Origin of the sequence: Lysinibacillus sp. NPDC093688 (genome assembly GCF_050280145.1) — a bacterium.
Classification (GTDB): domain Bacteria; phylum Bacillota; class Bacilli; order Bacillales_A; family Planococcaceae; genus Lysinibacillus; species Lysinibacillus xylanilyticus_B.
Genome location: NZ_JBNNUX010000002.1, coordinates 299,310 through 315,562, shown reverse-complemented (window position 1 = coordinate 315,562; position 16,253 = coordinate 299,310). Strand labels below are relative to the sequence as shown.

General features: G+C 37.6%; 14 protein-coding genes and 1 pseudogene. 4 read left to right on the top strand and 11 right to left on the bottom strand.

The features are described 5' to 3' along the window. Window positions 1-359 precede the first annotated feature (359 nt). Both ACQKN2_RS03685 and ACQKN2_RS03680 read right to left on the bottom strand, forming a co-directional pair. Window positions 360-1,124: pseudogene (locus ACQKN2_RS03685) on the bottom strand (isocitrate/isopropylmalate family dehydrogenase); the annotation flags it as partial. A gap of 175 nt (window positions 1,125-1,299) precedes the next feature. After that, a complete protein-coding gene (locus ACQKN2_RS03680; RefSeq protein WP_427413739.1) occupies window positions 1,300-1,746 on the bottom strand; it encodes a YlbF family regulator in 447 nt (148 codons plus the stop codon). 87 nt (window positions 1,747-1,833) lie between these two features. Here ACQKN2_RS03680 and ACQKN2_RS03675 point away from each other — a divergent pair, with 87 nt between their 5' ends. After that, a complete protein-coding gene (locus ACQKN2_RS03675) occupies window positions 1,834-2,334 on the top strand; it encodes a PaaI family thioesterase (RefSeq protein ID WP_427413738.1) in 501 nt (166 codons plus the stop codon). Here ACQKN2_RS03675 and ACQKN2_RS03670 read toward each other — a convergent pair. After that, the gene (locus ACQKN2_RS03670) at window positions 2,315-3,790 is read right to left on the bottom strand and encodes a UDP-N-acetylmuramoyl-L-alanyl-D-glutamate--2,6-diaminopimelate ligase (RefSeq protein ID WP_427413737.1); all 1,476 of its coding nucleotides are present in this window, start codon (window positions 3,788-3,790) and stop codon (window positions 2,315-2,317) included. The two genes, ACQKN2_RS03675 and ACQKN2_RS03670, sit on opposite strands and share 20 nt — an antisense overlap. A 252-nt stretch (window positions 3,791-4,042) precedes the next feature. Next, window positions 4,043-5,176 (bottom strand): CAP domain-containing protein, encoded by a 1,134-nt coding sequence (locus tag ACQKN2_RS03665; protein WP_427413736.1) that lies wholly within the window; start codon window positions 5,174-5,176, stop codon window positions 4,043-4,045. A 148-nt stretch (window positions 5,177-5,324) separates the two neighbouring features. Between ACQKN2_RS03665 and ACQKN2_RS03660 the strand changes: the two genes are divergently transcribed. Then, the gene (locus ACQKN2_RS03660) at window positions 5,325-5,690 is read left to right on the top strand and encodes a YugN family protein (protein ID WP_323645314.1); all 366 of its coding nucleotides are present in this window, start codon (window positions 5,325-5,327) and stop codon (window positions 5,688-5,690) included. Between the two features lie 201 nt (window positions 5,691-5,891). Then, window positions 5,892-6,956 (top strand): sporulation integral membrane protein YtvI, encoded by a 1,065-nt coding sequence (gene ytvI / locus ACQKN2_RS03655; RefSeq protein ID WP_427413735.1) that lies wholly within the window; start codon window positions 5,892-5,894, stop codon window positions 6,954-6,956. 214 nt (window positions 6,957-7,170) lie between these two features. Here ytvI and ACQKN2_RS03650 read toward each other — a convergent pair whose 3' ends face one another. The 7 genes from ACQKN2_RS03650 to cyoE form a co-directional block, all read right to left on the bottom strand. Then, on the bottom strand, window positions 7,171-7,632 hold the full coding sequence (locus ACQKN2_RS03650) for a DUF420 domain-containing protein (RefSeq protein WP_427413734.1): 462 nt from the start codon (window positions 7,630-7,632) through the stop codon (window positions 7,171-7,173). A gap of 36 nt (window positions 7,633-7,668) precedes the next feature. Continuing rightward, window positions 7,669-8,598, bottom strand: coding sequence for a cytochrome c oxidase assembly factor CtaG (gene ctaG, locus ACQKN2_RS03645; RefSeq protein WP_427413733.1), 930 nt, complete (start codon window positions 8,596-8,598; stop codon window positions 7,669-7,671). A gap of 815 nt (window positions 8,599-9,413) precedes the next feature. After that, complete coding sequence (locus ACQKN2_RS03640; protein WP_053594672.1) at window positions 9,414-9,758, bottom strand: cytochrome C oxidase subunit IV family protein; 345 nt, start codon at window positions 9,756-9,758, stop codon at window positions 9,414-9,416. 1 nt (window position 9,759) lies between these two features. Then, entirely contained in the window at window positions 9,760-10,386 is a 627-nt protein-coding gene (locus ACQKN2_RS03635) for a cytochrome c oxidase subunit 3 (protein WP_323645318.1), read from the bottom strand. Beyond that, entirely contained in the window at window positions 10,386-12,269 is a 1,884-nt protein-coding gene (gene ctaD / locus ACQKN2_RS03630) for a cytochrome c oxidase subunit I (RefSeq protein ID WP_427413732.1), read from the bottom strand. Before ctaD ends, ACQKN2_RS03635 begins: the two co-directional genes overlap by 1 nt. A 39-nt stretch (window positions 12,270-12,308) precedes the next feature. Next, the gene (gene coxB / locus ACQKN2_RS03625; RefSeq protein WP_427413731.1) at window positions 12,309-13,397 is read right to left on the bottom strand and encodes a cytochrome c oxidase subunit II; all 1,089 of its coding nucleotides are present in this window, start codon (window positions 13,395-13,397) and stop codon (window positions 12,309-12,311) included. A gap of 100 nt (window positions 13,398-13,497) precedes the next feature. Further along, window positions 13,498-14,415 carry a heme o synthase gene (cyoE, locus tag ACQKN2_RS03620; RefSeq protein WP_323645321.1) on the bottom strand — a complete coding sequence of 306 codons (918 nt, stop codon included), beginning with the start codon at window positions 14,413-14,415 and terminating at the stop codon, window positions 13,498-13,500. Window positions 14,416-14,750: 335 nt separating this feature from the next. On the opposite strand from cyoE, the gene ACQKN2_RS03615 reads away from it, so the two are divergent. Further along, complete coding sequence (locus ACQKN2_RS03615) at window positions 14,751-15,674, top strand: COX15/CtaA family protein (protein WP_427413730.1); 924 nt, start codon at window positions 14,751-14,753, stop codon at window positions 15,672-15,674. Window positions 15,675-16,253: the final 579 nt, after the last annotated feature.

The window sequence follows — 16,253 nt, the reverse complement described above, 5'->3', positions numbered from 1 at the left end:
GGTTTTACTCTCCCTCAAGGAGATAGTCGTTGAACGTCTTCCTTGTCTCATTAGAGATTTAGGAGTTCGCTGCTAAACATCCATTGTCAAAGCACGTAGCGCCACCGTTTTCCGTTGTCACGATGATCCTTTACGGACACTGAGTAATTTTTTTCAGCTTATGCTATCCTTGTTGTTTTTTCTGCTTTCGCACCGTTACGTCTGCCGTTTCCAGCTCCGCTTTGGTCACAAGGCTTTAGGAGTTAAAAGCAATTAACGTGGAGTTCGCACCAATCGCTTGATACGAAGGGTATTCTGTTATAAATCTATGCTTCTATACAGGTTTGTATAGGTTTGTATAAATTTGTTGTAACAGTTTAGTTACCCATAATTGCCCCACCTAAGTCGGTTAAAATATCCCCAAATAAATTTGATGCAACAATTACATCAAAGGTTTCTGGTTTCATCACTAAAAAGGCAGCTAAAGCATCAATATGATTAGATACTTGTGCTATGCTCTCATAATCTTTACCTACTTCCGCAAATACTTCATCCCAAAAAGGCATACTATACGTAATTCCATTAGACTTTGTGGCACTTGTAACATGCTGGCGTCGAGTTTCCGCCATTTTAAATGCATATCGCATTGCACGCTCTGTTCCCTTCCTCGTAAAAATAGCATTTTGGATAGCAACCTCATCCTGTCCACTATGTATTCTGCCACCACTCTCAGCATACTCTCCTTCTGAGTTTTCACGTACAACTACAAAATCAAAGCCATTTGGGTTACGTAAAGGTGAAGGCAAACCTTGAAGTAGCTTTGCTGGACGCACATTAATAGATTGTTTCATCTCTCGGCGGATTTTAATAAGTAGTCCCCATAATGAAATGTGATCTGGTACTAAATCAGGCATACCTACAGCACCTAAAAAGATTTGATCATAACCTTTTAAAATTTCAATACCATTATCATGCATCATTTTGCCTGTCTCTAAATAATAATCGCAGCCCCATGGGAATGTTGTCCATTCAAATTGAAAGCTGCCATCTAATTGAGCGGCTTTATTAAGCACTTCTATCGCCGCTGGGACAACCTCTTTACCAATCCCATCTCCTGGTATGACGGCAATTCGATAAGTCTTCATCTGTTAATCCTCCTTTAATTTCTATTTCACCTTTTCAATTACTATACAATTTTTTCTTCAGCAATTACACCCTGATGTATGTAGCTGTCGCTACAACATAATATAGTAATAAAAAAAGACTATATACAAACTCACTCGAGTTTTGTATACAGTCTATGAAAAAGTATTACCTTATTTATGCAGAGCAAGAGCAAGAACCGCCTGAGCCACATCCTCCACCACATGAAGAACCTGATGCAAAGAACGGATTACTTACTGGAACTTTTACCGCTTCAGAAACAGTTTTTCCTATAAGTAAGCTTATTTGGTCAAGCAAATCTTGAAAATCGTTCTCAGCAATTTTTAAAGCTGAAACCTTTTCATTTAAATCGAGTTCGCGCTTTTGCTGACGAATCGATTTCATAATTGTATGATAGTCCGGATGATATTTTCCGAAACGTTGTACATCTTCGTACTGCTCTTTCATGCGATTAAATGCGTAAATAGCTTCCACTATTTGGACGTCGCTATACACATCATTATACGCTTGTTTCAGCGCTTTCGCAGGCTCAGAGGAAAGAATCATCTCACAAAGCGCATCGGCCTCATCCAAAATGATTGCCCAGTCAGAGGTCATCATCATTTTTAATTCCCCCAATCTCTTTCCCATCATAACAGATTTTATGGTAATTTTACATTATTGATATTTTTAAATAAAGGAGTTTTTAAATTGGTACCATCATCTAAAGAAAAAATAGAACAATTACTTGCAGAGATTTTACAACATAGCACTGCTGAAGATGAGGAAGTATTACTACATTTATTGTCTGGACTTCGCGATAAACAACAAGGTGTTCATCGACGTTATATTAATGCTGCCTTACATATGGTTGGCAAATTTGAACCCGAAGTTAGCGAAGTTCGTATTCCCATTACACCCGTTATCCATAATACTATTAAGGTACCACACGGTGGGATTATTGCAACAATTGCAGATGCAGCAATGGGCGGACTTGCTTCGCGTTCGGTGCCAGAAGGCTTTAATGTTGTCACTACAAATATGAGTATCTCTTATATTGCTACAACAACCAACAAGGAACTAATTGCTCGTGGACGTTTCGTACATAAAGGGCGTCAGACACTTGTAATGGAATGTGATATCGAGGATGAGACTGGACGAAGACTTGCTATTGCAACTGGTTCTTTCTTTGTTATTCAACGCCGTCCTTAGACATAAGATTTAAAAAGTAATCTCGAATACATTGTTGATCGGAAAAAGGGAATTTTTGATTTTTTATTTGTTGGGTCTGTTCATGCCCTTTTCCGGCAACAAGTACAGTATCGCCTTTTTCAGCCTTTGCTAGTGCTTGATGAATAGCAACTTTTCGGTCTAGATAGATTTCATAATATTGCTGCTCAGTAAAACCAGCAATAATACTTTCATTAATTAAAATAGGGTCTTCATCACGTGGATTATCAGTTGTTAAAAATATAACATCCGCATACTTACTTGCTACCGCTCCCATCGCAAAACGTTTCGCCTTATCCCGATTTCCCCCACAGCTAAATACAAGGTATAGGTTTTTAGAGTAATCCAAGGTTTGCAAAACCGCCTGTAATGCCTCTGCCGTATGTGCGTAATCTACGTACACGTCAACCCCAAATGGATTGTCTATTTTCTCAAGCCTTCCTTCCGGTAGCCTTAACAACCACATATGCTCCGCTAAATCTTCAATTGAAAAACCTAAGCGCCATAAAGTCATTAACGCAGCTACAGCATTTTGCACATGATATTTACCAGTAAAAGGGATTTCCATAATATGCTCGCTCGATGACGTTTGTAAACAAAGCACCGTTTTTCCAATTGATTCACTGACAATTTGGATATGTAAATCATTATGATTATCAAAGCCGAATGAGCAGGATTTTTTCTTATCATAAATACCAACGGAACGGCAAAAATTATCATCTCCATTTAGCACAAGCTTTTTCGACAAATCTGCCAACCTTTTTTTCGCACGCTTATATGCCTCAAGTCCTCCGTGATCTTCTAAATGGTCCTCCGTTAAATTTAAAAAAACACCACAATCGATATCACAATGATCAAGTCTATGTTGCTGTAATCCCATTGACGAAGCTTCTAGAACAACATGTGTAACACCATTTCGTACACATTGCTTTAAAATCGGATGCAACTCTTTTGCCTGTAATGTAGTTAATTGCTCATGCACTGTTTGTTGTTTCTGTTCATTGATGAAAAATCCTACAGTTCCAATAACTGCAACGTTTTTATGTAGGGCTCTTAGCAATTGGCTCACAAAATGACTCACTGTTGTTTTACCATTTGTACCCGTAACCGCAATGACTGTTAATGCTTCCGCTGGAAAGGCTGAAAGCTTTGCACTCGCATACGATAGAAATAGGGATGTATTCGGAACCCAAACAAAAGGAATATTTTGATCAGTAATAGGTAGTGAAATGCTTTCCTCTGACACTATAGCGGCAGCTCCCCGAGCTAATGCTTCTTTTACAAAACGACTTCCCGATGTTTTCTTACCCTTACGTACAATGAAAATATCCCCAGGTTTTACTGCCTGAGCATAATCCTCAATGCCTGTAATATTTGTACGAATAGATCCTCCAGTTACACTACACGGCCAGTCTTTTAATAGCTCAGCTAATTGCAAGCTTCATTCCCCCTTTCGGTTCTCTATCATATGATGACGTATATAACGGTGTGACGAAAAATGTAGTTGGTCATTGTGCTTTCTTTTTCGTCTAAATGAAAAAAAGACTGAAGATAAACTTGATTTTGCCAAGTTTATCTTCAGTCTTTACTTTATATATATATCCCCATATTTTAGCAGTACCGAATGCGAAACGAGATTCACTATCATTAAATGCCTGATTGGTGAAGACGTGAAGAAAATCTCCACTAATTAAGTTTCACTTTTAGGTGATGATTCATCAATATTTTCTACTGGTTCCTCAGAGTCTTTATTCTCACTATCCAGCTCCTGAGAAGAAGGTTCTAACAATATTTGCGTATAATAGTTTAAAAATACGCCAGATCCGACTGTAGTATATAGATCATTTAAAATGACTTTTCGATGCTCAGATGAATTAAGCCAACCATGCATTGCTTCAATAGCATCAAAATAATCAGTCGCAAGATTTTCATTCGCTTCACTATATTCGATTCCCTGAGTTTCTAACCTCTTTTTTAAATCGCCATTTGTTGGTGATTCATGCCCAACGAAATTTTGAACCTTCATATCTTCACTATGCATATTTGCAACTTTTTCTATTGATTCATCAATATTTAATGGAGATAAATCATGTTGAACTCTTGTTACATTTATTAAATCGTCAAGCTGCTCAGCACTTGCTTCGTTAATTTCCTTCTGCAAAAAGGAAGAAGGTGGTGTTGGTATAACTAGTTCGCCTTGATAAGTCATTTCATAAGGTTGATGAAGAACAAGCGTTTTACTATTAGTAAAGCGTATGCCTTGTAGCTCACTCGTTTCTCTATCGAGATAGAGTTGTGCAAAAATCCCATCGAATTTTACAAGCAATCGTGTCTGCATATCTTCTTCACTCATCGAGAAAGAGAAAATATTTTCACCAACATTCGCCGTTACTTCGTAATCTATAATAGTCATTCGGTATATATCGTCACGCTTCTGACCAACCTTAAAAGGAGAAGCATCTAAATCTTCACCAGCTATATAAACTTGTGTCACAACATTATTTTCAACGCCTACCATAAAAAATTTGGAAGCATTTGCATTATAGATCCACCAATCATAGCCAAAGGATGATGGTTCCTTTCGCACTGGTTCACCATATTTATCCGATACTTCCTTTATTTCTTTACCGATTAATGTCGACATCCCGCTTTTCGGACGTGGCATTGCCCCCATTTCAGGTTGCGTTAACTCGGTTTTGGGAATGATATTTGAATTGGCATTCGGGCCTTTTAGTGGCTCGTTTTCACGTGGTGTATTAAAAAACATAAAGCCAATCAACGCAATTGCAGCACATGCCATAAAAATGCGAAATAAAGCTTTCATACATGACTCCTTCTTATCACGATTATTCTAAAATTATTATATCAATTGTAGTTGGGTTGACACAATGTTGTCATTGCAACAATGTCGAATATGCTCTATTATAAAACTGAGCGTATACTTTGTACGAGAACCTAAAGGAGGATTAGAGATGTATTTTGAAAATACTAACCTTGAAAATTTAACAGCTGATCAAGAACTTATTGTAAGCGTCATGAAAAAAAATGGTTTAGAATGTGATGGCGGCTGGGACTACGAACGTATGACATTTGATAAGCGTTTCGATACTCGTGAGGGACGTTATTACCTACGTGTATTCTCATATGCTAAATCAGGTGATGTTGGTGCACACGATGCAATCCTAACATTAATGAAACCAGCACTTGGTAAATACTACTATCCACACGGTGTTGAGTATGGTGATGATGAAGTTTATCCAGCTCATCTTGTAAAAAAATGTGAAGAAATCTTGAAAAAGGTTCAATTAGACTTACAAGCTTTTGAAATTCATGCGTAATTTTAGATAGTTATTTCACGGTGCATACATGTCGATTAAACATCGAAATCATTTTATTTTTTATCAGGTAACAGTAACGGCAATAGCATGCAGTGCAATAGCTAAACTGAAAAGACTGGTGGTCCAGTCTTTTTTATTTTGAGTAAAAATTTTATTTCTTCTCATACTAACTATATCTTTTACATGATGTAGGTGAGATAAATGTTACAATTTTTCAAACATCCCTTTTTTCGCCATCCGATAATCGTTATAGCTAGCGGAATTGCAATTCTCTGGTTAATATCCCTGTCATTACCGATACTACTTGCCTACGTAACTGCATTATTATTGGAACCTGTCATCTTACGCATTAGTAAACGGTTCCGAAAAAAACGCAAAATAGTCGCATCCATTTTTTTTATGTTCTTTTCAATTGTGACATTATTATTATGTATTCTCATCATATTTATAAGCTGGAAACAATTTTCAACATTTATCATTGATATTCCAGAGTACCTCAATCAGCTCTCAGCACTATGGATTCAAATGCAATCCAAGCTTTCCAACTACACGCATCGTTTGCCCTTAGATCTTGTTATACAAATTCAACTTATGATAGCACAGGCTCTTTCTTCAATTGAGAAATATGCTCTTTCTTTAACAAATGCGAATGTTTGGTCATCTTTACTTACGTATATACCTTCTTGTTTGTTTGATATCTTTGTTTATTGGATTGTGTTATATATGTTTCTTTTAGAATTACCGAATATTAACCGTAAAATGTTAGCACCTATTTCGTTTCACTATCAACAAAAAATACTATTTATTGGACATCGTGTGAAACTTGCTTTATTTGGTTTTGTGAAAGCTCAATTTTTAGTTGGTATTTGCATTTTAGCTATAGCTTTTGGGACTTTTTATATTCTTAAAACTCCATTCCCACTTGTTTTAGCACTCTTGCTAGTCATTTTTGATTTCGTTCCTTTTTTAGACTCATTCATTTTGCTTCTTCCTTGGGCAATTTATAAAGCTTTTACAGGTGATTATATCTTTGCTGTTGTGCTAGTCGTATTAACAATCATACTATTTTTAGTTCGACGTATGATTGAGCCTAGAGTGATTGGAAATAAAGTTGGACTCTCCTCACTCACAACCTTTATTGCAATGTTTATCGGTTTTGAAATGTTTGGATTTCTAGGCATTTTAATCGGTCCCTTACTCTTTGTTGTTGTCCTCTCCCTATTTAATCAAACGTCCATAAAAAATCTCCCTCCTTCTCAAAAATAAGGAGGGAGATTTATTTTATCAATTATGCCTCAGCATAATTGTTGCTGTCGCTTCGCTTTCGCACAGATAAACAATGCGTCCGGAATCGGCTTTGTGCTTAGGTCTGCATCGGTAATGCCACAGGACGTGGCATTTTTACCGATGCAGGTCAGTTAGCCGTTATCGAATGGTTGCGATGACTTTAGGCTAACATTTGGACACCCACTGAAAGAAGTTAAAAGCCTAAAATTGCTTTAATAACAGATGTTGTTTCACCTGGCTCAAACATTACATATAGTAAAATATATACTAAAACTCCGGTAATAGCTACGAAGAACCATATAATACTTGTAATCGGTCCAATACGACGGTGAAGCTTAAGATTCGTTTTCAAACCAGAGATGATACTAACAATACCAAATACTGCTCCAGTTGTTGCAAGCGTAATATGGAAAATTAAGAAGAACGTATAATATGGTTTTAAGTCTTCTCCGCCACCAAACGCTGTGTTACCAATAAAGATTGTACGTGAGGCATAAATAATAAAGAAGATAAGTGCTGCAGCTCCTGCTGCAAGCATTACTTTTTTGTGTGCCTCTACTTTTCTTTTTATAATTAAGCCCCAACCAATAGCTACAAGTACAGCACTAATAACGATGAATGATGTACTTATAGTAGGCAAAATTTGCAATTCCATTGACAAAACCCCTTATACAAATTAAAATTTCTTTTTTTACAATTGATGTTGCTGCTGGCTTTCCCATTTCTTCTGATGCTCTTTTAAAGCATCAGCAGTAATTTTATCCGGATCCTTTTGCTCTGCGCGATACCAATTAAGGAAGATTGCTCCTAGTAATACACCAAAAATAAGCTCTTGTAAAATCTTCATTAAAACGCCGCCTAGTTGCTGATCGGCAACAGGTGTCATATTTGTAAAGAGCTCTGGTCCAGAAAGAGATAAACTAGATAGTGTTGAAACTGGTACACAAAGTTCCATTGCCTTTAGCCATGCATCACCATTTGTATATGTTTCATACATAGCGTTTGGTGCAAAAATAATTAACGCACACGCAGGTGTAATTAATACCGCATTAGCAATGATATAGGCTAATTTATGCAAAGGTTTCATTTGTGGAAGATTAGGCATCTTTTGAATCAAAGGCCAGTACATTAAGACAGCAGAAACAAATAATACAAATGTATATGTACCATGTAGAGTTTCGTTTAATTTAATGTAGTCTAGTACTGCAGGTAAGTGGTAGAAAGAAAATAAACCAATAAACACAAATACCGCAGCGACGGGAAATGTAAACACTTTAAATAAAGATCTAACAACTGGTGCTTCAATCGCAACTTTCCATACCCACCAAGGAATCCCCTTAATTAAGAAGATCGGTACAAGTAACAATAAAATAGCCATTTGCACCATATGCATCGTAAACATAATGTGCGCCATTAAATCTATTGGAGATCCTTTAATAATATAAATCGTTACCATCGCCAGTACAAAATAAATAGCCTCTGCCTTTTTCAAAGGCTCACTTACTTTAAAATCCTTGCGCCACTTTGTTGTGACTAGAAAATAGATGACTGTTATAAAAACAAGAACCCCTATTAAGTATGGGCTCCATAAAGCTTGGAAACCAAATATACTAAGTGGCATACAAAACGCACTCCTTTAACTTCAGTATCCCTATTATAGAACGCTTACAAACATTCTGCAATGAACGAAAGGTGAACAAATTACTAACCATAGTTTACGGTGGTTTAAAGTGCGAAAAACAATATGGTCAAAGAAATCTGTGAATGTTGTGACACTTTTATGAGGATGATTTCCGTTCCAGGCTACTCGCTTTCCTGTGGGCGAGCGTCGAGCCGCTTCCTCCGCTCCGCTCCGTGCAGGGTCTCGCCTGTCTCGCTTTCCCACGGGAGTCGAGTAGCCTTCCACTCCAATCAACAATAGCGTAGAATTTTCATTAATTTAATGCATTTCAAAATTGGACACTATGACAACACATCATAATTGAACAGAATAGACTTCTAACAGTGACGTAATTGTACATTGTCGTTGCTGTCCTAAGACGAAACTCTTTTGCTAAGCGTTTTATCACTTAAATTAAAGCGACATGTCAGAGGATACATGCTTTGTGAATCAGTTGATTGGAATGGAGACTGGGCAACATAATAAATTAAAAGGATTCACGCACAGTTTTGTGTATGAATCCTTTTTGCTCTTCGGAAGGTGGATGTCGATAAAACTAAAAGTTGGATGTCATCTTGTTAAAAAGTATGTCATGTGGATAAGTTGATTGGAGTGGAGACTGGGCGACAGCAACAACAAAGCGCTCATTCGGAACGGAAATCAACCCCTCGTTTTGCCAAAGCCATACTTTATAACTAACTCCTTAATTTCATTGACACAATAGAAAAAAGAAAAGCACGTTCCTACATAAAGTAGAGAACGTGCTTTTTTGGTGATTACCACCAAATGATTGTTAAAAATGCTAAGAAGAATGTAAATGCGATTAAAATACCCATCCACATGAAGAAACCAATTACACCACCGAAGTGTGTTTTTTTGTCTTCTAAGTGCATGAAAGCGTAAAGTTGAAGAACAACTTGAACACCAGCAAGCAATAAAATAAGTGGAAGTATTAAGTATTTAGAAAAATCAGCTGCAACTACTGCGAATGCGATAAACGTAAAGAATATCATAATCGCAAAATTGATTACTTGTTTACGCATATGAACGGCATTATGATGACGGTCATACTCGTATTGTGCCTGTGACTTAGCAACTATAGGTGTATCGTGTGAAGACATATTATCCGATCACTCCCATCAAGTAAACTACTGTAAAGATGAATACCCAAACTACGTCGATAAAGTGCCAGTATAATGCAGCCACGAAGTATTTAGGTGCATTGTATAAGTTAAGACCACGTTTAGAATTACGAAGCATTAACGTAGTAATCCACACAAGACCTAATGTTACGTGGAAACCATGTGTACCAACTAATGAATAAAACGCAGTTGAGAACGCAGATTGGTCAAATGTAAAGCCTTTGTGTACATAGTGGTAGAACTCATAAATTTCAAGACCTAAGAATCCAAGACCTAAAAGTACTGTAATACCAAACCAAGTTTGCATAGCTTTAAAGTTAAAGTTACGCATATGATAAATGGCATAAACAGATGTCAGTGAAGATGTTAATAATAACATCGTCATAGCGAAAGCTAAAGGTAATTCAAATAAACTTTGTGTTGTGAACTCCATGCCAGCTGGCCCTTTGTTCTTAAGCGCTAGGTAAGTAGCGAATAAACTTGCGAAAAGTACAACTTCACAGGCAAGGAAAATCCAGAAACCAACAACTTTATTTTTCCCTTCCATCGTAGCCTGTTCAGGATTATCTGGCCAAGTATGAGGAGTAAATTTAGTATTGAAATCCATTATTTATTTCCTCCTTTGCCGTAAAGATGTTCTTCAATTTCAAGAATTTCTTCTTTGTGTAAGTGGAAGCCGTGATCGTCCTTAACAGAACGGAAAATCATAGCACCAAATGTAATTGCAAGACCGCCAATTAAAATATAAATTGACCATGGTTTATCTGCATCTGGATTGTAAAGAGCACCGAATGCCGCGATAAACATACCGATAGAAATAACAAATGGGATAGCTGAGTTGTTTGGCATATGAATATCACCGATTGGCTCAGCAAATGTAACTTCTTTATTACCTTCTTGCTTTTCAATCCACCAAGGATCTAAACCACGAACAAGAGGTGTTTGACGGAAGTTATAGAATGGGATTGGTTGTGGAATTGACCATTCTAAAGTACGTCCATCGCCCCATGGATCGCGACCTGCCGGTTTGCCTTTGATTGACATTAAGCAGTTGATTACCATTAAGATAACCCCTACACCCATCATTAATGCACCGATTGTAGAGATATAGTTGAACTGATCCCAACCTTGACCTTCCATGTAAGTGAATACGCGACGTGGCATACCCATTAAACCTAAGAAGTGTTGAACGAAGAACGTTAAATGGAATCCGATAAAGAATACCCAGAAAGTAATTTTACCAAGTGTTTCGTTTAACATACGGTTGAAGAAAATTGGCCAGTAGAAGTGCGCTGAACCAAATAACGCTGTTACGATACCACCAACGATTACGTAGTGGAAGTGAGCAACGATAAAGTAAGAATCGTGTAATTGGTAGTCAAGAGGTGCAGATGCTTGCATTACCCCTGTAACACCACCCGCAACGAATGACGGGATGAAACCAAGTGCATAAAGCATTGGTGTCGTAACTTTAATAGATCCGCCCCAAATAGTTAAGATCCAGTTGAATACTTTCATACCTGTTGGAACGGCAATCGCCATTGTTGCAACAGCAAAGATTGCGTTAGCTGTTGGCCCAAGACCAACTGTAAACATGTGGTGGGCCCAAACCATGAACCCTAAGAAACCGATTAAAATTGTTGCGAATACCATTGAAGAATATCCGAATAATCGTTTACGAGAGAACGCTGGAATAATCTCAGAGAATAAACCGAACGCTGGTAATACTAAGATATAAACTTCTGGGTGTCCAAAGATCCAGAATAAGTGTTCCCAAATAATTGTGTTACCACCCATTAAATGGTCAAAGAAGTTACCACCGAACATACGGTCAAATAACATCATTAATAAACCAATTGTTAATGGAGGGAATGCGAATAGGATTAATGCACTTGATACAAGAGAAGTCCAAGTGAATAATGGCATACGCATGAATGTCATACCTGGAGCACGCATTGTAATAATCGTAACGATAAAGTTAAGACCTGAAATTAACGTACCTGCCCCTGAAATTTGTAATCCGAGAACATAGAAGTCAATACCATGTCCAGGAGAATATAAAGATAATGATGCATAAGACGTCCAGCCCGCATCAGGAGCGCCACCCATAAAGAATGATAGGTGAAGGAATAATGCACCTAGGAAGAATAACCAGAACCCTAAAGAGTTAAGGAACGGGAATGCTACGTCACGCGCACCAATTTGTAATGGTACAAGCATGTTCATAAATGCGAATAGTAATGGAGTCGCAGCTAGGAATAACATTGTTGTTCCGTGCATTGTTAATAATTCATTGAAAAAACCAGCTGATACGAAGTCGTTATTTGGCTTCATTAATTGAATACGCATTAATAACGCTTCAAAACCAGCGATAGCAAAGAACAGTGTACCGGCTAATAAATACATTATTGCTAACTTTTTATGGTCAACAGTTGTAATGTAGTCCCAGACAGTTGCTCCAAAGCCCTTTTTCTGTGTGTATGAGCTCACAACTTTTACCTCCCTCAAGTTTGTTACATAAAACTAAAATTATTTCTCAACAGATAAGCCCATGATATACGTTGCAAGAGCTTGAATTTCTTCATCAGTTAAGTCGCCATAAATTGGCGCAGTACCGTCTGCATTCATCATCAAGTTACCTGGTTTGAATTTGCCAGGATCCTGAATCCAAGCTTTTAAGTTTTCTTCATTATGTTCTAAGAAACCAGCAACACGGTTACGGTCACCAAAAGCAGTTAAGTTAGGACCTGGTGTACCTGCACCACTTGTACCCGATACAGCATGACAACCCATACAGCTCTTAGCAAATGTTGCTTCCCCAAGATCTGTTGAAGCTTTGTCAGCCTTATTACCATCAGTTGCTTTCATTGAAGCTACCCATGTATCGAATGCATCTGGGCTTAATGCTTTAACTTTGAAGTCCATTAATGCATGTGAAGGACCACATAACTCAGCACATTTACCATAGAATACGCCGTCTTTAAGGTCTTTTGATTCTTTATCGAATTCTAGATAGAACTTGTTTAAGTTATCTACGTTCGTATCCATTTTACCGCCTACAGCAGGAATCCAGAATGAGTGCTTTACATCGGCAGCTTTTAAGTTAAAGTAAACTTTTTGACCTGTTGGTACAACTAATTCTTGTGCAGTTACAATACCTTGGTTAGGGTATTCAAACTCCCACCAATATAATTTTGCAGTTACATTTACAGTAAGTGCTGTTTTGTCGCCGTTTTCATCTACTTCGTCCATTGCAGCAACATCTGCAAATTTGTAAGTAGCAGTAACAACTGGTACAGCTAAGATTAATAATAAAATAATTGGGATAACTGTCCAAATTATTTCAAGAGTGTGACTTCCTTCTACTTGCTTAGGAATAACGTTTTCGCCAACTTTTGAACGGCGGAATTTTAAGAATGCAAGTAAATAGACAACGGATACTATAATTACAACCAACGTCATAATTCCAGTAGCTAACAGTAATAGATTGTATTGTTCTTTACCAACTTGACCAGACGGTTTCAGTGTAGAAATATAATCTTCACCACAACCAGAAAGGAAAACCATCATCACTGCTAGTAGTGAAAAAAGACGCCATTTTTTAAGCCCTTTCATCATAGCTTAATTAAACCCCTCTTTCTTTGTTGTATTTTCATGTGTACCTAGGACATCAGTTCTGTCTATATGAATTCTTTAAGAAAAGAAAGAATTCCTAAATTTAGCTAAACAACGCAAAAATTATGATGGATACAAATAGTATGGTCATATGATTCAAAGAATAGATAAACATTTTATTTGCCCATTTCATATCATCTTTTGTAGTAAAGCCTTTAAAAGCTAGAATCAACCAGCCCAAGTTCAATGCAGTGGCAAGAATTAAGAAGCCAACCCCAAGCTCTAGTAAAAGGAACGGTAACGGTAATAATAAAAGAATCCAGAATAACATCGAGTACTTAGTTCGTTTAAATCCCTTTACTACAGGTAGCATTGGTATATTAGCTGCACGATATTCCTCAGTGCGTTTCATAGCAAGCGCATAAAAATGCGGTGGCTGCCATGCAAACATGATCAGGAATAAGGCAAGTGCTCCAGGACCTAATGTAGGCTCAACTGCTGCAAACCCAATAACTGGTGGGATTGCCCCCGAAATACTTCCTACAACCGTGTTACTAACATGCTTCCTCTTTGACCACATTGAGTACAGAACAACATAAGCAAATATCCCTACAAGTCCCCACATGCCGGCCGCAAACGATGCCGCAAATAACAAAATTTCACCTACAATTAAAAATGAGAGGGCAATGGTCAGTACAAAATTCGGCTTAAATCTCCCCGTTACTGTCGGTCTTGCCTTCGTTCTTTTCATGATTGGGTCAATATCCTGATCAATAAAGTTATTCATTGCGCCCGAGCCACCTATAATCAATGCTGCACCCAGCATGGTGAACAATATGACATCAAGCTCTTGCAAGAAGTGTCTACTAGTAAATTGAAATGCCAGCCACATCCCTGTAAACGTTGTGACAAGATTCGAGTTTACAATTCCAATTTTTATCAGTGCTAAGAAATCTTTTACAACAGATGTTGATGCTGGTCCACCATTTCTAGTAGCCGTCAGTGCACGACCATTTGACATGATACCTCTCCTTTCATTTTTGTAAGCATATTCCGCTACCAATTACTATAGCGAAATTTGCGATTGATTTCTAGACATTAAGTGAAATTTAGATGAAGTTGTAAAAATTAGCTTTGTCTAGAAATATATTAAAAACAACATATCTATAGTAAAACATTTTCTAAAATGAATTGTGAAGGTTAGAGTACGAAATTATGAACAATTTGTGAAATGGAATCGACATCTAATACTCCCTACTCATTACAAGTTGTTTTTTACCTGTATTTTCGATATCATCTATTAGCAGAAACATTACTTTCATGTAATGTTCATAGATAAAGTAGGTGACTCATTTTATGCAACAAAACAGGTATATGAAATGGTTTGCTGTTGCCGCTACAGTTGGAATGCTCCTTATTTTACTAGGTGGAGCACTTGTTACCAAAACAGATAGTGGCTTAGGCTGTGGTCGAAACTGGCCTGATTGTAATGGTTCTCTTATTCCAAAAGAAATAACACCAGAAGTCTTAATTGAATTTTCTCACCGTCTTGTAACTGGAGTTGTATCTCTTTCAATTCTTGCGTTAACAGTTTGGACATGGCGTAAACTCGGTCATATTCGTGAAGTAAAATTATTAGGTTTCTTAGCGATGTTTTTCTTAATCGCACAAGCTCTTATTGGAGCAGCTCAAGTGTTGTGGGGACAAGGCGATTTCATATTAGCGCTCCACTTTGGGATTTCTCTTATTTCCTTTGCTGCTGTGCTCCTTCTTTCTATGATTGTATTTGAAGTCGATCGAAAATTTGATGCCGATAACGTTTTTATTGGTAAAAAGTTACGTTGGCATACAATTGCTGTCACAATTTATTCTTATTTAGTCGTTTATACAGGGGCGCTTGTTCGCCATACAGATTCTAGCTTAATATGCCCTGACTGGCCGTTTTGCTATAACGAAACACCATTCGCGCCTTTTAATAATATGTACGAATGGGTGCAAATGGGGCATCGCCTAGCTGTTCTTATCATTTTCATTTGGATTGCATACATAACTTGGCACGTTGTAAAAGAATATAAGAATCAACGCGTTATTTACTATGGCTGGATTATTGCCTTTGCTATAGTAATTTTACAAGTGATTGCTGGTATGCTAGTAGTCCTAACTAAATTGAATTTAACAGTCGCATTACTTCATTCATTATTTATTTCAATTCTATTTGGTCTACTTTGTTACATGGTAATGCTAGTTGCACGTAGCAATTATAATGAAAAAAACAAATAATAGTAGAAAAAGATTCGCTACATTTTCCAATAGCGAATCTTTTTTATTTGGTCAAACGTTTCTACCATTCATTTGTAAAAAAATCAACAAGTTTATTATTACAATATAGCAAATTTTATTGTTACCTTGGCGTGCTTTCGCTACAGAAAATATTTTCTGAATGAAGATAAAAAAGGCTCATAAGCAAAAAGTTTAAAAATATATGCCCTGTATTTTAGTTGATTGGAGTGGAGGCTGGGCGACTCCTCGGGGATCAGCGATAGAGGAACGAAGGCTAAAAGCATCACATCCTGTGATAACGCCTTCGTGACCAACCTCGTGTTGGCCCGAGACCCTGGAGCGAGCATATAGGGGAACGAAGGCTAAAACCATCACGTCCTGTGATAACGCCTTCGTGACCAACATCCTGTTGCCCCAAGCGGCTCATCGGACGCCCCCAGGAAGCTCTGCTCTGCGCGAAAGCGAAGCGTCAGCAACAAATGTTTTCTGTAGCGAAAGCAAAGCGGCAGCTACAAAGCGCCCAGCCGTAACGGAAATCAACCACACGTTATGGTGATGAGCCATAAAAAAGGTTATTAG